This is a genomic window from Sphingomonas sp. Leaf62, assembly GCF_001421915.1.
Taxonomy (GTDB): Bacteria; Pseudomonadota; Alphaproteobacteria; order Sphingomonadales; family Sphingomonadaceae; genus Sphingomonas.
The window spans coordinates 549,770-569,692 of the sequence record NZ_LMLN01000028.1; the positions used below are offsets into that span (position 1 = coordinate 549,770).

14 protein-coding genes are annotated in these 19,923 nt (G+C 66.0%); 12 read left to right on the top strand and 2 right to left on the bottom strand.

All coding sequences use genetic code 11. The features are described 5' to 3' along the window. Positions 1-102: 102 nt before the first annotated feature. The 10 genes from pyrH to rpmE all read left to right on the top strand — a co-directional run bounded on the left by pyrH (position 103) and on the right by rpmE (position 9,484). Positions 103-825, top strand: coding sequence for a UMP kinase (gene pyrH, locus ASE91_RS14115; protein ID WP_055994572.1), 723 nt, complete (start codon positions 103-105; stop codon positions 823-825). Positions 826-843: 18 nt separating this feature from the next. Then, positions 844-1,401, top strand: coding sequence for a ribosome recycling factor (frr, locus tag ASE91_RS14120; RefSeq protein ID WP_055994569.1), 558 nt, complete (start codon positions 844-846; stop codon positions 1,399-1,401). Positions 1,402-1,454: 53 nt separating this feature from the next. Next, positions 1,455-2,162, top strand: a complete 708-nt coding sequence (locus tag ASE91_RS14125) for an isoprenyl transferase (RefSeq protein ID WP_055997004.1) — start codon at positions 1,455-1,457, stop codon at positions 2,160-2,162. Continuing rightward, positions 2,159-2,962: a phosphatidate cytidylyltransferase gene (locus ASE91_RS14130; RefSeq protein ID WP_056627091.1), complete on the top strand. Its 804-nt coding sequence runs from the start codon at positions 2,159-2,161 to the stop codon at positions 2,960-2,962. The genes ASE91_RS14125 and ASE91_RS14130 overlap by 4 nt, the downstream gene beginning before the upstream one ends. Beyond that, a complete protein-coding gene (locus ASE91_RS14135) occupies positions 2,959-4,116 on the top strand; it encodes a 1-deoxy-D-xylulose-5-phosphate reductoisomerase (protein ID WP_056627093.1) in 1,158 nt (385 codons plus the stop codon). Before ASE91_RS14130 ends, ASE91_RS14135 begins: the two co-directional genes overlap by 4 nt. Further along, on the top strand, positions 4,113-5,246 hold the full coding sequence (locus tag ASE91_RS14140) for a M50 family metallopeptidase (protein WP_056627234.1): 1,134 nt from the start codon (positions 4,113-4,115) through the stop codon (positions 5,244-5,246). The genes ASE91_RS14135 and ASE91_RS14140 overlap by 4 nt, the downstream gene beginning before the upstream one ends. 61 nt (positions 5,247-5,307) lie before the next feature. Continuing rightward, on the top strand, positions 5,308-8,073 hold the full coding sequence (bamA, locus tag ASE91_RS14145) for an outer membrane protein assembly factor BamA (RefSeq protein ID WP_056627236.1): 2,766 nt from the start codon (positions 5,308-5,310) through the stop codon (positions 8,071-8,073). After that, a complete protein-coding gene (locus ASE91_RS14150; RefSeq protein WP_056399725.1) occupies positions 8,073-8,684 on the top strand; it encodes an OmpH family outer membrane protein in 612 nt (203 codons plus the stop codon). The genes bamA and ASE91_RS14150 overlap by 1 nt, the downstream gene beginning before the upstream one ends. Before the next feature lie 50 nt (positions 8,685-8,734). Beyond that, positions 8,735-9,157: a 3-hydroxyacyl-ACP dehydratase FabZ gene (gene fabZ, locus ASE91_RS14155; RefSeq protein ID WP_055996996.1), complete on the top strand. Its 423-nt coding sequence runs from the start codon at positions 8,735-8,737 to the stop codon at positions 9,155-9,157. Positions 9,158-9,253: 96 nt separating this feature from the next. Beyond that, positions 9,254-9,484 (top strand): 50S ribosomal protein L31, encoded by a 231-nt coding sequence (gene rpmE / locus ASE91_RS14160; RefSeq protein WP_055994557.1) that lies wholly within the window; start codon positions 9,254-9,256, stop codon positions 9,482-9,484. Positions 9,485-9,613: 129 nt separating this feature from the next. On the opposite strand, the gene ASE91_RS14165 is transcribed toward rpmE, so the two are convergent. Then, complete coding sequence (locus tag ASE91_RS14165; protein ID WP_056627094.1) at positions 9,614-11,905, bottom strand: beta-glucosidase; 2,292 nt, start codon at positions 11,903-11,905, stop codon at positions 9,614-9,616. Between the two features lie 361 nt (positions 11,906-12,266). On the opposite strand from ASE91_RS14165, the gene ASE91_RS14170 reads away from it, so the two are divergent. Then, positions 12,267-15,638: a glycosyltransferase gene (locus tag ASE91_RS14170; RefSeq protein ID WP_156357842.1), complete on the top strand. Its 3,372-nt coding sequence runs from the start codon at positions 12,267-12,269 to the stop codon at positions 15,636-15,638. Between the two features lie 49 nt (positions 15,639-15,687). Next, positions 15,688-18,792 (top strand): hybrid sensor histidine kinase/response regulator, encoded by a 3,105-nt coding sequence (locus tag ASE91_RS14175; protein ID WP_082454046.1) that lies wholly within the window; start codon positions 15,688-15,690, stop codon positions 18,790-18,792. On the opposite strand, the gene ASE91_RS14180 is transcribed toward ASE91_RS14175, so the two are convergent. After that, positions 18,789-19,826: a LacI family DNA-binding transcriptional regulator gene (locus ASE91_RS14180; protein ID WP_082454030.1), complete on the bottom strand. Its 1,038-nt coding sequence runs from the start codon at positions 19,824-19,826 to the stop codon at positions 18,789-18,791. The genes ASE91_RS14175 and ASE91_RS14180 overlap by 4 nt on opposite strands. Positions 19,827-19,923: the final 97 nt, after the last annotated feature.

Consider the following 19,923-nt stretch of genomic DNA (forward strand, 5'->3'; position numbering starts at 1 on the left):
CATCCTCGCGGCCCGTTTCGGTTCGACATAACGCCGCTTGGCTTTGCGGACGCTCACGGCTAGGGTCCGCCGCGCTCCCGATCGGCTATTTTCGCAGGTGTCATGTCCCGTCCCCGTTTCAACCGTATCCTCCTGAAACTCTCGGGCGAGGTCCTGATGGGATCGGGGCAGTTCGGCATCGATCCGGCGATGTGCGACCGCGTCGCGCGCGAGATCAAGGCGGCACGGGGCGAGGGCCATGAGGTGTGCGTCGTCGTTGGCGGCGGTAACATTTTCCGCGGCGTGGCGGGTGCGGCGCAGGGCTTCGAACGGGCCAGTGCCGACTATATGGGCATGCTGGCGACCGTGATGAACGCGCTGGCGATGCAGAATGCGCTGGAACAGATCGGCGTGGAGACGCGCGTCCAATCGGCGATCCCGATGGCATCGGTGTGCGAACCCTATATCCGCCGTCGTGCCGTCCGCCATATGGAGAAGGGCCGCGTCGTGATCTTCGCTGCCGGCACCGGCAGCCCGTTCTTCACCACCGACACCACCGCCGCGCTGCGCGCCGCCGAAATGGGCTGCGAAGCACTGTTCAAGGGCACCAGCGTCGACGGCGTGTATGATGCCGACCCGAAAAAGGTGCCGACCGCGACCCGGTACGACACGCTCGGCTTCGGTCGGGTGCTGGCCGACGACCTGAAGGTCATGGACGCATCGGCCGTGGCGCTGTGCCGCGACAACAATATCCCGATCGTGGTCTTCAACATCCGCGACGAAGGCAATCTCGCCGCCGTACTGGCGGGTGATGGTGTTTCGACGATCGTTCAGAACAACGCTTGATTCAAAAGGAAGTCGGTTATGGCCGCATATAACAAGGCCGATCTGGAACGTCGCATGGCCGGCGCGGTCGAGGCGCTGAAGGGCGACCTGAGCGGACTGCGTACCGGACGGGCGGCGGTATCGTTGCTCGATCCGGTCACTGTCGAGGTGTATGGCGCGCACATGCCGCTGAACCAGGTCGCGACCGTGTCGGCACCCGAACCGCGCATGTTGTCGGTGCAGGTGTGGGACAAGTCGAATGTTGGCCCGGCCGACAAGGCGATCCGTTCGGCCGGCCTCGGCCTCAACCCGATCGTCGATGGTCAGACGCTGCGCCTGCCGATCCCCGACCTGACCGAGGAACGCCGCAAGGAACTGGCCAAGCTGGCCGGCAAATATGCCGAATCGGCACGCATCGCGGTCCGCAACGTCCGGCGCGACGGCATGGAAAGCCTGAAGACCGACGAGAAGAAGGGCGTCTATTCGGAAGACGAGCGCAAGCGTCATGAAACCGAAGTCCAGAAGCTGACCGACGCGACCATCGCCGAGCTCGACGCGACGGCAAGCGCGAAGGAAAAGGAAATCCTCGGCAAGTGACGTCGTTCGCCGCTCGCACCTCGGTTCCGGCGGACGATCGCGCGGCACCGGGGATGCCCCATACCGCTTCGATTCCCCGCCACGTCGCGATCATCATGGACGGCAATGGCCGCTGGGCAAAGGCCCGGCGCCTGCCGCGGATTGCGGGGCATCGGCAGGGTGTGGAGGCGGTGCGGAACATCGCGCGTGCGGCACGCGAGCAGGGCGTCGAGGCGCTGACCCTCTACGCCTTTTCCTCGGAGAACTGGCGCCGTCCCGAACAGGAGATTGGCGACCTGATGGGGTTGCTGCGCCATTTCCTGAAAAGCGAGATCGACGAACTGCATCGCGAGGGCGTGCGGCTAAGAATTCTTGGCAATTATCAGGCGTTGCAGCCCGATCTGGTCAAGCTGATCGAAGGTGCCGTTGTCCGCACCGCGACCAATACCGGCCCGATCCTCGCCATTGCGCTGAACTATGGCGCGCAGGCCGAACTGGTCGCGGCGGCCCGTCGCCTTGCCGAGCGGGTCGCGGCGGGCATGCCGGTGTCGGCGATCGACGAAGCGGCGATCGATCGCGAACTCGATACGCACGACCTGCCGCCGCTCGACCTCATGATCCGCACCTCGGGCGAACAGCGGCTGTCGAATTTCCTGTTGTGGCAGGCGGCCTATGCCGAACTGCTGTTCGTCGACACGCTGTGGCCGGACTTCGACGGTGCGGCACTGGCGGAGGCGATCGCCGCCTATGGCCGGCGGCAGCGCCGGTTCGGGGGCCTGTGACGCAGGGTCCCGTCGCCGATCCCGCAGCACGCCGCAAGTCCGACCTCGCCACCCGTACGTTCGCCAGTGTCGGGATGATCGCGGTCGCCGCAACCGCGCTGTGGCTGGGAGGGTTCGCCTTCTGGCTGCTGGTCGCGATCGGCTCCCTGTTCATGATGGCCGAATGGGCCGATCTGCATAACGTGTCGCGCCAGCACAAACGGCTGGCGCAACTGGCGCTGACGGTGCCGCTGGCCATCCTGTCGCCTCTGGCGGCGGGGGCGGGGTTTCTGGCGCTCGGGCTGATCATCGGTGCGGCGTTCTTCGTCGTCATCACCACCCGCCTGCCGAAGCTGGCGCGCGGTATCCTGTATTGCGGTTTTCCGGCGCTGGCCGTCGTGTTCCTGCGCGATCGGCCGGACGGGCTGCTGCTCGCCTTCTGGGCGATGGCGCTCGTTTGGGCATGTGACATCGGTGCCTATTTCGCGGGCCGGACGATCGGCGGACCGAAGCTGGCACCGACGATCAGCCCGAACAAGACATGGGCCGGGCTGATCGGCGGGGTCATCGCCGCGTCGGTATTGGGCGGCATGCTGCAATATGCCGGTCTACCGCTGCATCTGGTGCTGGCGACGCCGTTGCTGGCGGTGCTGGCGCAGGTGGGCGATCTCTATGAGAGCCAATTGAAGCGTATGGCCGGCGTCAAGGATTCGGGCAATGTCCTGCCCGGCCATGGCGGGGTGATGGACCGGCTCGACGGGCTGGTGCCGGTCGCGCCGGCTGCGGCGCTGATGCTATTGGCAGGACTGTATTTGGCATGAAGCGCGTCAGTATATTGGGAGCGACCGGATCGGTCGGCACGTCGACGCTCGACCTGATCGAGCGCGCACCCGGCGAGTTCGAGGTCGAGGCACTGACGGCGAACCGGGATGTCGGCAAGCTGGCGGCAGCGGCGCGGCGGGTGGGTGCGAAGCTGGCGGTGGTCGGCGACGAGGCTTGTCTGCCGGCACTGCGCGACGCGCTGGGCGATAGCGGGATCGAGGCAGCGGGCGGTCAGCAGGCGGTGATCGATGCCGCCGCCCGTGCCGTCGACTGGACGATGGCGGCGATCGTCGGCACCGCTGGTCTCAAACCGGTGATGGCGGCGCTCGCCCGTGGCGGCGCGGTGGCGCTCGCCAACAAGGAAGCACTGGTTTCGGCAGGCGACGTGATGATGGCCGCGGCTCGCCGGGCCGGCACCACGTTGCTGCCGGTCGACAGCGAACATAATGCCGTGTTCCAGTGCCTCGACGATTGTCCGCCCGAACGCATCCGCCGCATCATCCTGACCGCGAGCGGTGGGCCGTTCCGTGAACGCTCGCTCGCCGAGATGCAGGGTATCACGCCCGAACAGGCAGTGGCCCATCCCAACTGGTCGATGGGTGCCAAGATCTCGGTCGATTCGGCGACGATGATGAACAAGGGTCTCGAACTGATCGAGGCCTATCACCTGTTCCCGGTCACGCCCGAGCAACTCGACGTGCTGGTCCATCGGCAGTCGGTCATCCACTCGATGGTCGAATATGTCGACGGGTCGACCCTGGCGCAGCTTGGATCGCCCGATATGCGAGTGCCGATCGCACATGCGCTGGCATGGCCCGATCGCATGGAAACGCCGTGCGAACGTCTCGATCTGGCGCGGATCGGCCGGCTCGACTTCGAAGCGCCCGATCTGGAGCGCTTTCCGGCGCTGGCATTGGCGCGCGCCGCACTGTCGGCAGGGGGCGGGCGGCCGGCGATCCTGAACGCCGCCAACGAGGTCGCGGTGGCTGCGTTTCTCGACCGGCGGATCGGTTTCCTCGAAATTGCCGCAATCGTCGGCGATGTCTTGCAGCGCTTCGACCCGGCAGGGCCGCAGACGCTCGACGCCGTGTTGGCGATCGATGCCGAAGCGCGTGCATTGGCGCGGGAGCGTGTGAAGGATTGCGCGGCTTGATCGAATCCCCCGGGTTGCTGATTACCGTCGTCGCGTTCCTGCTGGTGCTGGGGCCGCTCGTGTTCCTGCACGAACTGGGGCATTATGCCGCAGGGCGCTGGTTCGGCGTAAAGGTCGACGCCTTCGCCGTCGGTTTCGGCAAGGAAATCGCCGGCTTTACGGACCGTCACGGCACACGCTGGAAATTCGGATGGCTGCCCTTGGGGGGCTATGTTCGCTTTGCCGGGGACATGAACCCCGCGTCGCAACCCGATGCCGAATGGCTGCAACTGCCCGCCGCCGAACGGGTGCGGACGTTTCAGGCAAAGCCGGTCTGGCAACGGGCGATCATCGTCGCGGCGGGACCGGCGGTGAACCTGTTGCTGGCAGTTGCGATCCTTGGCGGGTTCGCGGCGGCCTATGGCGTCGACCGGACCCCGGCGACGATCGGTCGCGTGGTCGCGGGCAGCGCGGCCGAGCGCGCCGGGCTGCAGGCGGGTGACCGGATCACGGCAATGGGTGGCCGCCCGATCGACACCTTCTCCGAGCTTTCCTTCTACACCGTGATGCGTCCCGGTGAGCGCGTGCGCGTCGACTATCTGCGCGACGCTGCCCCACGGACGACCGATGCCACGATCGGCGCGGTGCGGCAGCGCGATCGCTTCGGCAACGAAGCGCGGATCGGCCGGTTCGGGATCGAGCGTGGGGCACCGGTCTTCGCGGCGTTGCCGCTCTGGCAGGCACCAGGCGAGGGCGTCCGCATGGTCGGCACGATCCTGCGCGGCACGGTCGACGGGCTGGGACAGATCATCACCGGCCGGCGTTCGGTCGAGGAAATGGGCGGGCCGCTCCGCATCGCCAAGGCGTCGGGCGAGCAATTCTCGCTCGGTTGGCCGGCGCTGGTCACGTTCGTGGCGTTCGTTTCGATTAATCTTGGATTCATCAACTTGTTGCCAGTTCCGATGCTGGATGGCGGCCACCTGATGTTCTACGCGATCGAGGCGGTGAAGCGGGGGCCGGTCCGTCCGCAGACGATGGAATGGGCGTTTCGTGGTGGATTGGCCCTGTTGCTGGCGTTGATGATATTCGTCACGGTGAACGATCTGGGGACGTTCGGCGTGTGGCGGGGGCTGGCCGGCTTGATCGGCTGACGTGGTTAGGGCAGTGCGCGCACGTCCTGTGGTGAAAGTTCCTCCGATTGGGGTGGGTTTGGTGACGCTAAGCAAGTTTTCGATTCACGGCGTGCGCGGTGCCGCGCTGCTCGCGGGCACGATGCTCTCGAGCACGGCCTTCGCGCAGGCGCAGCGTGCGCCCGCCGCTGCCGCGCCGGTGGTGCGCGCGCCTGCCGTACAGGCCCCTGCCGTACCCGCCGCACCGGTCCGCACCATCCGCTCGCTCCGCGTCGAGGGATCGCAGCGCATCGAACCCGATACGGTGCTGTCCTATACCAAGTTGCGTATCGGCATCCCCTACACCCCCGAAACCCTCGATCAGGCGATCAAGGACCTGTATGCGTCGGACCTGCTCGCCGACGTGGCGATCGAAGGCGCCGAGACCGGCGACATCATCGTCCGGGTCCGCGAAAATCCGATCATCAACCGCGTGGTGCTGGAAGGCAACAAGCGGCTGAAGGACGACAAGATTACCAAGGAGATCAAGCTCGCGCCGCGGCAGATCTTCACCCGCACCGCCGTCCGCGCCGACGTCGCGCGGATCATCGAGCTGTATCGCCGGCAGGGCCGCTTCGCCGCGCGGGTCGAACCCAAGATGGTCATGCTCGACCAGAACCGGGTCGACGTTATTTTCGAGGTTTCCGAAGGCGCGAAGTCTAAGGTTCGCCAGATCAACATCCTCGGCAACGAGGTGTTCAGCGACAGCCAGTTGCGCGGCGAGATGTACACCAAGGAGTCGCGGCCGTGGCGCATCTTCAGCTCGGCGACGAGCTATGACGAAGATCGCATGGCCGCCGATCAGCAGAAGCTGCGGCAATTCTACCTGACCGAAGGCTATGCCGATTTCCGCGTCATCTCGGCCGTCGCCGAACTGACGCCGGACAAGGAAGACTTCATCATCACCTATGTGGTGGAAGAAGGCGCGCGCTATAAGTTCGACGACGTGAAGGTCGAGAGCGCGATCCGCGACTTCGACAATGCGGCGCTGACCAAGACGCTGCCGATGAAGAAGGGCGATTGGTACAACGCGAAGCTGGTAGAGGATACGATCGACCAGCTGAGCGAATATGCCGGCCTGTTCGGCTATGCCTTCACCGATGTTCGCCCGGATTACGTGCCGGATCGCGAAAAGCATACGATGGCGATCACCTTCGTCCTGAACGAAGCGAACCGCACCTATGTCGAAAAGATCAACATCACCGGCAATACCCAGACGCAGGACCGCGTCATCCGCCGCGAATTCCGCGTGGCGGAGGGCGATGCGTTCAACGCCTTCCTGATCAAACGGTCGCAGGATCGCATCAACTCGCTCGGCTATTTCCAGGACAAGTTCGAGATCGACCGCACCGAAGGCTCCTCACCGGATCGCATCGTGCTGGGCGCGAATGTCGAGGAAAAGTCGACCGGCGAACTGACGCTGTCGGCAGGCTTCTCTAGCCTCGAACGTTTCATCATCCAGGCGTCGATCCGCCAGCGCAATTTCCGTGGCAAGGGGCAGGATCTTCAGGCGTCGGTCAATTATTCGACCTATCAGAAGTCGGTCGAGCTGGGCTTCACCGAACCCTATCTGTTCGACAAGAACATCGCGCTGGGCGGAACGCTGTTTCGGCGCGATCTGAACTCGTTCAATTTCCTCGGGACCGGCCGCAACTCGCTCTATTCGCAGGTTTCGACCGGTGGGCAGATCGTGGCCAGCGTGCCGCTGACCGAATTCTGGACGCTGTCGGGCCGCTATCAGCTGAGCCAGGACAATGTCGGGCTGGACCAGGGGACGTATTTCACCAACGGCGTCTGCGATCCGCTGAAGGCCGGTCGCTATCTGTGCGACTCGATCGGCAACCGGCTGACCAGCATGGTCGGCGGGAACCTGATCTTCGACAATCTCAACAACCGTCTGCGGCCGTCGCGTGGTCAGCGTCTCGTCACTGGACTTGATTTCGCGGGTCTGGGCGGTGACGTCCGGTTCGCGCGTATCCGTGGCGATTTCGACAAATACTGGAATGTCGGCGGCTTCATCCTGTCGGCAGGGGTCGAGGGCGGCTATATCCACTCGCTGCAAAAGCGCGCCGGCGAGGGGATCGATCCGGTCCGCATCGTGGATCGCTTCTACCTCGGCGAACCGCAGTTCCGCGGCTTCGACATTCGCGGCGTCGGCCCGCGCATCCAGCGCCAGCAATATACCGGTTCGGTCGCTGGCGGCGATCAGACGCTGGTGACCGCACGCGATCAGACGCTGAACGATCCGCTGGGCGGCAAGGCCTATTATCTCGGCAAGATCGAACTCGAACCGCCTCTGGGTTCGGGCATCGCCGAACTCGGTCTGCGGCCATCGATCTTCATCCAGGCAGGCGCGCTGTTCGGCGTTACCCGGCCGCGGCCGACGCTGGCATTCGAACAGGCGCGTAGTGCCGATGGCACGTTGCAGTTCAACAAGGACGGCTCGCCCTCGCTGCTGCCGTTCAGCTCGCCAATCAAGACGTCGGACGGGTTGCAGGTCTACAACAACCAGTTCACCGACGGGTCCGGCCAGCCGGCGATCCGGCAGACGACCTGTTCGGTCGGCTATGCGACAACGGTCGGCGGTACCTGTCTGGGCGGCGAGCCGAACACGGTCGCGATCAACACCACGCAGCCGTTCCTCGAACAGTTCCTTGGCGATTCGGCCAAGCCGCGTCTGTCGATCGGTATCGGCGTGAACTGGAACTCGCCGTTCGGCCCGTTGCGGATCGATCTGGCCAAGGCACTGCTGAGCCAGCCGGGCGACGACAAGAAACTCATCACTTTCAACGTAGGAACTCAATTCTAATGCGTAGCCTCACCAAGGCGGCGATCGCCGCATTCGTTTTTGCCGCTCCGACCGCCCCGGCGTTCGCGCAGGCGCTGCCCGACGCGAAGATCGCAGTCGTCGATTCCGAGCGGATCTTCCGTGACTGCACCGCGTGCAAGGCGGCGACGACCCAGCTCCAGTCGCAGCGTCAGCAGCTTCAGTCGCTCGCTACCTCGCTCGGCCAGCCGCTCCAGACCGAAGCCCAGTCGCTGCAGACCGCGGTGACCGCCGCCAAGGGTACCCCCGACGCCGCGCTCCAGACCCGCATCCGCACGTTCGAGCAGCGTCAGCAGCAGGCGCAGCAGCAGATCAGCCAGCAGGAACAGCAGGTTCAGCGCAACATCGCCTATGTCCGTGAACAGATCGGCACCCGCCTCGGCCCGATCATCACCCAGATCGCGCAGCAGCGCGGTGCGACGCTGGCCGTCGACAAGGGCAACAGCTTCTACAACGCGCCGGCGACCGAAATCACCGACGCCGTGCTGACCACGCTCAATTCGCAGCTGCCCAGCGTCAGCGTGACCGCCCCGGCACAGGCCGCTCCGACGGCCCCCGCCGCTGGCACGCGTCCGGCCCCGGCAGGCCGCTGATCGTGGAAGGGGAGGCGACCTCGATCGGACCGTTCGACATCACCCGGGTGATGGCGGCGATCCCGCATCGCTATCCCATGCTGCTGGTCGACCGTGTCGTGGAACTGATCCCCGACCGGTCGATCACCGCGATCAAGGCGGTGACGATCAACGAAGGCTTTTTTCAGGGGCATTTCCCCGGCCGTCCGATCATGCCGGGCGTGCTGATCGTCGAGGCGCTGGCGCAGGCCGCCGGCATCCTCGCGGTCGAAAGCCTCGGTCTCGTCGGTTCGGGCAAGTTGGTCTATTTCATGTCGATCGACGGCGTGAAATTCCGCAAGCCGGTCGAACCGGGCGTTCTGCTGACGCTGGAAGCCGAATTCGTGCAGAAGCGTTCGCGGGTCTGCAAATTTGCGGGGAAGGCGCGCATCGACGGCGAACTCGCCGCCGAATGCGAATTCACCGCGATGATCGCCGACCCGCCCAAGGCGTAAGCCGGTGCGGATCATTGCTATTGTGGGCGCGTCCGTGTACGGGCGCGCCTTCCTATTTCCGGGCTGGTCGGAACCAGCCGCTTGTGGAGAAGACCGATGAAGAAAGAAACGCACCCCGACTATCACACCATCAAGGTCCAGATGACCGATGGCACCGTGTTCGAAACCCGTTCGACCTGGGGCAAGGAAGGCGATCTGATGACGCTGGACATCGATCCGCTGGCGCACCCGGCATGGACCGGCGGCCGTGGCCAGATGCTGGATTCGGGTGGTCAGGTCGCACGCTTCAACAAGCGTTTCGGCGGTCTCACGCTCGGCAAGAAGTAAGCTGGCGGCGCGGGCGACGCCCGCGCGCTGCACTTTATGGAAAGGCCGCGGTGGCGTCTGCTATCGCGGCCTTTTTATCGTCTGTTATAGTGTCGCGGAGGTGGGGTGCGCCGCCGCGACAGGGCAGGCTTACTTTCCCCGATTGTCCAGCGTCGCTGGCGCGATCTGTACGCTCGTCCGTGCAACGATGTCGGTCGCGCTGTTTGCCAGCAGCAACTGATACGCACCCCCAGCAATCTTCCAGCCGCGCGTCTGGCTATCGAACGTCGCCAGCAGTCGCGGATCGACCGTCACGTCCATCGTTCGCGTTTCGCCGGGGGCCAGATCGACCTTGGCAAAGCCGCCCAGCCGCTTCGGCGCTTCCCATCCGGCACCCGCGACATAGAGCTGCGCTAGCCCCTTGCCGCGCACCTTGCCGGTGTTGGTGATGGTGAAGCGCGCCTGCACGCCCTTGCCGGACGGTTGGGCGGTCAGCCCGCCTAGCGTAAAACTGGTGTAGGACAGGCCATAGCCGAACGGGAACAGCGGCTTGGCCCCGGTCTTGTCGAACCATTTATAACCGACCGCGGCCCCTTCGATATTATAGTTGCCCATCGGGTGCGAATCGCGGTCGAGCTTCGGATCGCCCTCGATCACCGGACGCGGCAGTTGCGTGAGCGATGCGGGGAAGGTCGCGGGCAGGTGGCCCGACGGGTTGACCTCCCCGGTGAGTACCCGGGCGATCGCATCGCCCCCCGACGTCCCCGGATACCATGCCTCCAGCACGGCTCCGACCTTACCCAGCCATGGCATCAGCACCGGACCGCCGGTTTCGAGCACGACCACGGTCTTGCGGTTGGCACGGGCGACCGCGTCGATCAGGGCGTCCTGATTATCGGGCAGGTTCAGGTTCGGGGCGTCGATCGATTCCCCGGTCCATTGTTCGCCGAAGACGATGACGACGTCGGCCTTGCGCGCGGCGGCGGCGGCGGCCTTCACGTCCTTGCCGTCGAGATAGGTAATTTGCGCGCGGCTCCGTACCTGCAACGCCTTCATCGGCGACGACGGGTGGTAGAGCTTCGGTCCCGGAAAGCCGCCGGGATATTCGTCGGGGACAGCAAGGCCGCCGACCGGGCCGCCATGCGGATACACCTGGCTCGACCCGCCGCCCGACAGCACGCCGACATCGGCATGGGCACCGATCAGCAGGATCGATCTGGCGGTGGCGGCAAGCGGCAACACCCCGGCGCTGTTCTTGAGCAGCACGATGCCTTCCTCGGCATCGGTGCGGGTGATGGCGGCATGGGCGGCATAATCGATCGTCGTCGCGCGGTCGCCGGCGACCGGCGTATCGAACAGGCCGTTCCTGAACATCGCCCACAAGATGCGCCGCGCCATGTCGGTCGCCCGTGCTTCGGGAACATAGCCGTTGTTCACCGCCTCGCGCAGGGCATCGGCGAAATAGGCGGAGCGATCGAACGCCCAGCCCGATTGCTGGTCCAGCCCGGCATTGGCCGCCTGCGTCGTCGAATGGGTCGCGCCCCAGTCCGACATCACATAACCCTTATAGCCCCAATCCTTCTTCAGCGTGCGGTTGAGCAGCCAGTCATTTTCACACGCATAGAAGCCGTTGACGCGGTTATAGGCGCACATTACCGATCCCGGATCGCCGGTCTCGACTGCGAATTCGAACGCGAGCAGGTCCGACTGGCGCGCCGCTGCCTCGTCGATGCGATGGTCGATGTTGAAGCGGTTGGTTTCCTGTCCGTTGAACGCATAATGCTTCATCGTCGATACGACGTGCTGCGACTGGATGCCCTTGATCTCATGGCCGGTGATGATGCCGGCGAGCAGCGGGTCTTCGCCGCCATATTCGAAGTTCCGGCCACCGCGCGGTTCGCGCATCAGGTTCATGCCGCCGGCCAGTTGCACGTTGAAGCCCGACAGAAACGCCTCGCGCCCGATCATCGCACCGCCGGCTTGCGCGACCTGCGGGTTCCACGTCGCGGCGGTGGCGATACCCGAAGGAAGCGAGGTGCGCAGCCGCGGCGTCGGCGAACGCTGCGTCGCGACGCCGAGGCCGGCATCGGTCTGCCACTGGCCCGGAATGCCAAGCCGCGGAATGTCCGGAACATAGCCTGCCGAATCGGGCAGTCCGTCCTTGGGCGGTTCGTAATTCTTGATCGGTGTGCGCTGCCAATCGGCCTTGGTCGAGAAATAGCCGAAGGTCAGCTGCAATTTCTCGTCGAGCGTCATCTCCTTCAGGACCAGTTCGGTGCGGGCATCGGCATCGAGCGCAGGGTTCATCCACGGCCGCGCCTGAGGGCCGTCGGTCGGGCGGGTGGCGGCTTGTGGAGCGTTGTTGGTAGTTTGCGCCAGCACCGGCGCAGCGGTGAGCAGCGTGCTGCCGAGCAGGGCGGCAAGGCGAAGGGATGCGGACATCGATGGTATCTTTCGCAAAGGGGAAGAACGCTCGGACGAACGTGACTGGTCGAACGGGATCACAAGCTTGTCGGTCAAGCGGCGGTGGGGCGGGCCATGGCGGCGTGGCGCGATCCGGCGCATGCTGTTCCTCCCCCCGTTCGGTTGCCGCATCGGTCCGGCGAGTGTACCGGGACAGGCCGTTGCGCGCCATATCCGCGTCGCATTCCCTGGCAGTGTGATAGCGTTGTCAGAACAGGAAAATCAATCCGTCGGGCGCAGGCGGTATCCGGTGGTCGCGGCGTTCGCGGAACAGACGGGTAATTAACCGCATTTTCGGTTTCCCGGCCTAAGCGCTGCTTATCAGGTTTCAGGGGGCGACGTGACACATCCCATCTTTTACGATGCCAGCGGGCAGCGCGCCCGGCGGGTGCGATGGGGCGCGGCGATCCTGGTCGTCACGATGCTCGCGATCGTCGCGCTGGTCGTTTCGGCACTGACACGGACGCCGCAGCGGGGCGCACTGGCGCTCCCCGAGGATGCCGCGCGTCCGCATGCGATTGCCACTGCGCCCCTCCAAACGAGCGCCGGTCCCTGGCTGCCGGCGGGGGAGGCCGCTGCCGGTGCACGCCGCCTGCCGGTGCTCGGCTTCTATATGCCGTGGGATGCGGCATCGCGGCAGTCGCTGGGGCGTCATGTGGACGAGGTCGACTGGCTGGCACCGGGCATCGCGTCGGTTGCCGGGCGCGACCATCGCTTCGCCTATGAAACGGATGACTATCTGCACGCGGTACTGGCGAAAGCGAAACGTCCGCCCGCGCTGATCCCGATGGTGCAGAATGCGCGTGAGGATGGCAGCTGGGACGGTGCCGGCACCGCTGCGCTGCTGGCCGATGGGAAGGCGCGGAGCCGCTTCGCCGGACAGATCGAAGCGATGGTGGCGGCGGAGCGGGGAATGGGCGTGATGCTCGACCTCGAAAGCCTGCCCGCAAGCGCGCACGCCGATTATCGCCGTTTCCTGTCCGAACTCCGCACGCGGTTTGCCCGCCGTCACTGGCAGGTGATGATCGCGACCCCGGTCGCGGACGCGGAATGGGATCTCGCCCGCTATGCGACGGTCGTCGATCGGCTGGTGCTGATGGCCTATGACGAGCATTGGATGGGTGGTGCGGCGGGACCGATCGCGTCGCAAGCCTGGTTCGCGCAGGTGGTCGCCGACGCAGTGCGCGCCGCCGGTCCCGGCGCGATCGTTGCGCTAGGCAATTACGGCTATGACTGGAACGGTCGCACGACCGAACCGCTGCGCGTGGCCGACGCGTGGAACCTCGCGCGACAGGCGGGGACCGTGCCGACATTCGATCGGGCAAGCGGCAACTGGCACTTCGCCTATCGCGAACGGGGGCGTGACCATCAGGTCTGGCTGCTTGATGCGGTCACCGCCGCCAACCAGCTCCGCGCGGCGTCGGTCGCCGGCGCGAACGCGGTCGCGCTCTGGCGCATGGGGAGCGAGGACCCGCATTTCTGGACCGTCGCCCGTACCGGTTCCGCCGCCGGGACCGGAACCTTGCCCCAGCCAGCCGGCGTGACGCTGCTCGGACAGGGCGAGGTATTGCGGCTGGATGCCGGCGCGACCGCCGGACACCGCACGCTGCGGTCCGATGCCAGCGGCATGGTCCGCGCGGCGCAGGTCGATCGCCTGCCCGGACCCGATATCGTCCAGCGCACCGGCGCGCAGCGGCGCATGGTCGCGCTGACCTTCGACGATGGACCCGACCCGCTCTGGACGCCCAAAATCCTTGACGTGCTGAAGCGCGAAGGCGCGCCCGGCACCTTCTTCGTCACTGGTGCCAATGCGCTGGGGCAGGGGCCGATCCTGCGACGAATCGTTGCGGAGGGTAGCGAACTCGGCAACCACAGCACCTCGCATGCCAATCTGTCGCACCGCTCGCCGGAAGCGATCCGGCTGGAACTGACCGCGACCGAACGGCTGGTCGAGGCCTATACCGGGCGGGCGATGCGGCTGTTCCGTCCGCCCTTCCTCGGCGATGCCGATCCCGATCGCGGCGACGAGCTGCATGCGACCCGGATCGGGGCCGAACTCGGCTATCTGACGGTAGGCCTGAACGTCGACCCCCATGACTGGCAAACGCCGTCGCCGCAGCAGATCGTCGCGCGTACGATTGCGGAGGTTCAGGCCGGTACCGCCGATCGCCCGACGCAGATCGTGCTGCTCCACGATTCGGGCGGCGATCGCAGCCGGACGCTGGCGGCGCTGCCGGGGATCATTCGCGGTCTGCGCGCGCGTGGCTATGAACTGGTCGGCGTGTCGCGGCTCGCCGGGCTGTCGCGCGATCAGGTGATGCCGGTATTGCAAGGCGTGCAAGCGAACGAAGCGGCGAGTGCGCGGGGCCTGTTCGGCGGTGTCAGCCTGACCCGCGACCTGTTGATGACGGCATTCCTGCTGGTGATCGCCATCGGCATCGCCCGGTCGGTCGCACTGGCCGGACTGGCGATGCTGGCCGCGCGCCGGGGCGGTCCGCCGCCGGTTGCGCCGCATCTGGTCCCGACGTCGGTGTCGGTGTTGATCCCGGCGTTCAACGAAGCGCGCGTGATCGAGGCATCGGTGCGCCGCATCCTCGGTAGCGTCGGCGTCCGGATCGACGTCATCGTGATCGACGACGGCTCGACTGACGGTACGTCCGATATCGTCCGGACCGCGTTCGGCATCGATCCGCGCGTCCGGCTGCTGACACTGGAAAATGGTGGCAAGGCACGTGCGCTCAACACCGCGCTACAGATCGCCAGGGGCGACGTCGTCGTCGCGCTCGACGCCGACACCCAGTTCGAAGCGGATACCATTGCGAAGCTGTTGCGCTGGTTTGCCGATCCGGCGATCGGCGCGGTCGCGGGCAATGCGAAGGTCGGCAATCGCGTCAACCTGATTACCCGGTGGCAGGCGCTGGAATACATTACCGCACAGAACCTCGAACGGCGCGCGTTGCATGCGCTGGGCGCGGTGACGGTCGTGCCGGGGGCAGTCGGGGCGTGGCGGCGGGCGGCACTGGATTCGGTCGGCGGATATCCCGACGATACGCTGGCCGAGGATCAGGACCTGACCATCGCTATCCAGCGCGCCGGCTGGCACGTCGCCTGCGACATGGAGGCGATCGCCTGGACCGAAGCGCCGGAGACGGCACGGGCTCTGTTCCGTCAGCGCTATCGCTGGGCCTATGGCACGCTGCAATGCCTGTGGAAGCACCGCGCGATCATCGGCCGGGGTCGTCCGCGCGGGCTGGCCTTGCTGGGGCTGCCGCAGGCGCTGGTGTTCCAGGTGCTGTTCACGCTGGCCGCACCGCTGATCGACCTGGCGCTGATCGGGAGCATCGCCACCACCGCGTGGCGCATCGCCGATCGCGGGTGGGAAGCGGCGGGCGGCGATGTCGGCTGGGTCGTGCTCTACTGGGCGGCGTTCACCGCGATCGATCTGGCATGTGGCTGGGTCGCCTATCGGCTGGAGGGCAGGGGCGAACGCCTGCCGCCGCTGCGGATGCTGGCGCAGCGGTTCGGCTACCGCCAGTTGCTGTACGCGGTGGTCCTGCGCGCGCTGGCGGCGGCGATGAACGGACCACGCGTCGGCTGGGGCAAGCTGGAGCGCAGCGGCAGCGTGACCGCACCGGACATTGCGACGGTCGTGACGCCGATCGGCGAACGCGCCGCTCCGTCTGTCGCGCCGGAGGTGGCCGCCGCCGCATGAAACCGTCGCACGCGTTGACACACAATATGAGTTGCATGAGATGTTCGCGATGACCGGACGACGTACCAGCACCGTATCGCTGTCCCCCGAACTGGAAGCGTTCATCGCCGATGCGGTGGCGGGCGGGGGCTATGCCGATGCCGACGAGGTCGTCCGTGCCGGCCTGCGTGCGTTGCGCTCCGCCAGCGCGGGATGCGGCATGGTGGCGAAGGACTGGCCGGCAGCCGGCGGCGAATGCGGCGCGCTGATCCGGTCGCGCGACTGGGCTGACACGCCGCTCGGCCCGCCAGCGGACTGGCCGTCGCAGATGCGGGCGACGATCGCGAACATCGTCAATTCGCCGGTGGCCAAGATGCTGGTATGGGGTCCGGACCACATCCTGTTCTACAACGACGCCTATCGCGCGATCGTTGGCGAACGCCATCCGGCCGTGTTCGGCACCCCGGTCAGAAGTGCGTTTCCCGAACTGTGGGACCACTATCAGGACGTGCTGCCGGCAGCATTGCGCGGCCAGAGCCAGTCGTTCCGTGACCGGCCGACCGTCTTCTCGCGCGCGAACGGTTCGGAAACGCTGACCCTCGACCTGTACTACACGCCGGTCGTCGACGGTCAGGGCGTCGCCGATGGCGTCTTGTGCACCGTTATCGACAACAGCGTGCGCAAGGTGATCGAAGCACGTCTGGCGGCGAGCGAGGCCGAACTGCGCCGCATCGCCGATGCCGTGCCCATGCTCGTTTCGTATATCGACCGGGATCACCGCTACCGCTTCGTCAACGCCAACTATGAAAGCTGGTTCGGCGGCGCATCGAACGCGATGGTCGGCCGGCATATCCGCGAGGTGATCGGCAAGGAACTGTATCGCGACCGGCAGGGTGATATCGATGCGGCGCTGACCGGCGAGTGGATCGTCGGCGAAACCGTGCTGCAGCACCGGACGCTCGGCCACCGAGCGTTCGAGATACGCTATGTCCCGCATCAGGACGATACCGGGCAGACGGTCGGCGTATATATTCTGGGCATCGACATGACCGAACGCGCCCGGGATGCTGCCGCGATCAAGGCGAGCAACAGCCGGTTCCGCACCGCGATGCAGGCGGTGCACGGGGTATTGTGGACCAACAGCGCCGATGGCCGGATGGTCGGCGAACAGGCCGGCTGGGCGGCGTTGACCGGGCAGGCGTTCGACGAATATCACGATTTCGGCTGGGCATCGGCGGTCCATCCCGATGATGCCGCCGCGACGATCGCTGCCTGGAATACCGCGGTCGCCGCGCGTAGCATGTTCGTGCACGAACACCGCGTCCGGCGGCATGACGGTGAATGGCGGATCTTTGCTATCCGTGCCCTGCCGATCCTCGGCGACGCCGGTGAAATCACCGAATGGGTCGGCGTCCATACCGACATTTCGCACCAGCGCGCTGCCGAGGCGGCGTTGCGCGAGCAGGCAGACAGCCTCGCCCGGCAGGTCCGGCATCGCGAACGTGCCGAGGATCAGCTGCGCAGCCTCAATGAAACGCTCGAAAGCCGGGTGATCGCCGAGATCGCCGAGCGGCGGCACGCCGAGGCGCAACTCGCGCAATCACAGAAGATGGAGACCGTCGGCAAACTGACCGGGGGTATCGCGCATGATTTCAACAATCTGTTGCAAGTCATTGGCGGCAATCTGCAATTGCTGACGCACGACGTGGTCGGCAATGCCAAGGCGGAACGTCGGGTCGACAATGCCATGGCAGGCGTTTCGCGCGGCGCACGCCTTGCCAGCCAGTTGCTCGCCTTCGGTCGTCGACAGGCACTGGAGCCGAAGGTCGTCAACGTCACCCGCTTCGTACAGGGCATGGACGACATGCTGCGCCGGGCGATCGGCGAGGCGATCGAGATCGAGACGGTTTTTGCCGGTGGTCTGTGGAATACCTTCATCGACCCGGGCCAGATCGAGAATGCGCTGCTCAACCTCGCCATCAACGCGCGCGACGCGATGGAAGGGCGGGGCAAGCTGACCATCGAGCTGTCCAATACCCATCTCGACGACAGTTATGCCCGCACGAACGAAGAAGTGATTCCGGGGCAATATGTCATGCTGGCGGTGACCGATACCGGCAGCGGCATGTCCCCCGACGTCGTCGCGCGGGTGTTCGAACCGTTCTTTTCGACCAAGGCCGAGGGCAAGGGGTCGGGGCTGGGCCTGTCGATGGTCTATGGCTTCGTCAAACAGTCGGGCGGCCACGTAAAAATCTATTCGGAAGTCGGGCACGGCACCTCGATCAAGCTGTATCTGCCGCGGGCGATGGAGTCCGAGGATGTCGAGGTGCAGGTCGATACCGGTCCGGTGCGCGGCGGGACCGAGACGGTGCTGGTCGTCGAGGATGACGAGGAAGTCCGCACCACCGTGGTCGAGATGCTCGGGGACCTCGGCTATCGCGTGCTCAAGGCGTCCGACGCCGCCAGCGGCCTCGCGGTGATCGAAAGCGGTATGTCGATCGACCTGCTGTTCACCGACGTCGTCATGCCGGGCGCGCTCAAGAGCCCCGAAATGGCGCGCAAGGCCCGCGAGCGGTTGCCCGGTCTCGCCGTATTGTTCACCAGCGGCTACACCGAAAACTCGATCGTCCATGGCGGGCGGCTGGACAAGGGCGTGCAGCTGTTGTCGAAACCCTATACACGCGAGGCGCTGGCGCGGAAAATCCGCCATGTCCTGTCGAACCAGCAACAGCGTAATCTAGCGACGCTGCAACCGCAGATCGTCGACAGCCGGCCGGTCGCGATCACCACGCCGCCGACCATCCGGCGCACGATCCTGCTGGTCGAGGACGACGGGCTCATCCGCATCAGCAGCGCCGAAATGCTGGAGGAAGCGGGTTTCGTCGTGGTCGAGGCGGCGAGCGCCGAAGAGGCGATCACCGCGTTGCAGACCGCGCCCGTCGACATGCTGGTCACCGACGTCAACCTGCCCGGCGCGTCGGGTCGCGAACTGGCTCAGCGGGCCCGCATGCTGCGCCCCGGAGCGCTGGTGGTGTTCGCAACCGGCGATCCCGGCGCGGTCGCCGAGGAAGCGGATGCGATCGTTCTTGCCAAACCCTATACCAGCGGCGCGTTGCTGGCGGCGTTGCGCAGGGGCGAGACGGCGCGGGTGACGACCGGTGAACCGGGCGCCTAGCCCCCCGGTGCGGCCGCAAGTGAATCGCGTTCGACCAGATGATGTTCGTGCGCGATATTGGCCGGTACCTCCGCGCCGCTCAGCTGGTCGAGCAACAGCGTGGTCGCGCTGACCGCCATGTCGAACACCGGCTGGCGCATCGTGGTGATCCGTGGCCAGGTGATGCGCGCGATTTCGGAATCGTCGAAACCGACGATCGACAAGTCGCCCGGCACGTCGATCCCGGCCTCCCGCGCGGCCATCAGCGCACCGACTGCCATGTCGTCATTCTGCGCGAGGATCGCGGTCGGCCGATCGTGCCGCGTGAGCAGCGTCTGCGCAGCCGCGAACCCGGAATCGAACGTGAACAGACCATCCAGCACGAGATCGGGATCGATCGACTGGCCGGCGGCGGCGAATGCCTTTGCATAGCCCGCCATGCGCGCCTCGGCGGCGGCATGGGTCGGATCCCCCTTGATAATGCCGACCCGCCGGTGCCCCTGCTTCAGGACGAGTGCCGCGACCTCGCAGGCGGCGACGACGTCGTCGACGACCACGCCGGGGGTCAGTTCGGGCCAGCGCGTCGGCGCGATCCGGGCAAACGGCATGCCGATCGCGGTCAGTTCGTCGAGGATGCGGCGGCTGTCCGATGCCGGCGGGGCCAGCACCACGCCATCGACCGCCGCCGATCGCAGCAGCCCGACGACCTCGTCGGCATGGTCGGTGACCGATCGAACCGGCAGCACCACCAACCGATACCGTTCGCCGCGCAACCGGTCCAGCACGCCCATTTGCAGGTCGACGACATAGCTGGGCGAGGGATTTTCATAGACCAGCCCGATCAGATGTGACCGTTGCCTCGCCAATCCCTGCGCCATGATGTTGGGGTGATAGTCGAGCGTCCGGACCGCTTCGCGCACCCGGTCGCGCACTGCGTCGGTGACATGCGGCTCGCCGTTCAGCACGCGCGATACGGTCTTGGTCGATACGGCGGCGTGACGGGCGACGTCGACGATGGTGATGCGCCGCGGCGGACGCGATCGGGGTGGCTGCATGACCGCATCACCGCCACGCCGCCGCGCCCGTGTCAATCGCAACATGACCGCATCGTCATCTGTCGCCCATCGTCCGGTCGGGTCGCGCCGTGTACGA

Excerpts from the sequence above, each read along its gene's own strand:
- pyrH (WP_055994572.1), top strand. The coding sequence starts at position 103 with ATGTCCCGTCCCCGTTTCAACCGTATCCTCCTGAAACTCTCGGGCGAG.
- frr (WP_055994569.1), top strand. The coding sequence starts at position 844 with ATGGCCGCATATAACAAGGCCGATCTGGAACGTCGCATGGCCGGCGCG.
- ASE91_RS14125 (WP_055997004.1), top strand. The coding sequence starts at position 1,455 with ATGCCCCATACCGCTTCGATTCCCCGCCACGTCGCGATCATCATGGAC.
- ASE91_RS14135 (WP_056627093.1), top strand. The coding sequence starts at position 2,959 with ATGAAGCGCGTCAGTATATTGGGAGCGACCGGATCGGTCGGCACGTCG.
- ASE91_RS14150 (WP_056399725.1), top strand. The coding sequence starts at position 8,073 with ATGCGTAGCCTCACCAAGGCGGCGATCGCCGCATTCGTTTTTGCCGCT.
- fabZ (WP_055996996.1), top strand. The coding sequence starts at position 8,735 with ATGGCGGCGATCCCGCATCGCTATCCCATGCTGCTGGTCGACCGTGTC.
- rpmE (WP_055994557.1), top strand. The coding sequence starts at position 9,254 with ATGAAGAAAGAAACGCACCCCGACTATCACACCATCAAGGTCCAGATG.
- ASE91_RS14165 (WP_056627094.1), bottom strand. The coding sequence starts at position 11,905 with ATGTCCGCATCCCTTCGCCTTGCCGCCCTGCTCGGCAGCACGCTGCTC.
- ASE91_RS14175 (WP_082454046.1), top strand. The coding sequence starts at position 15,688 with ATGACCGGACGACGTACCAGCACCGTATCGCTGTCCCCCGAACTGGAA.
- ASE91_RS14180 (WP_082454030.1), bottom strand. The coding sequence starts at position 19,826 with ATGCAGCCACCCCGATCGCGTCCGCCGCGGCGCATCACCATCGTCGAC.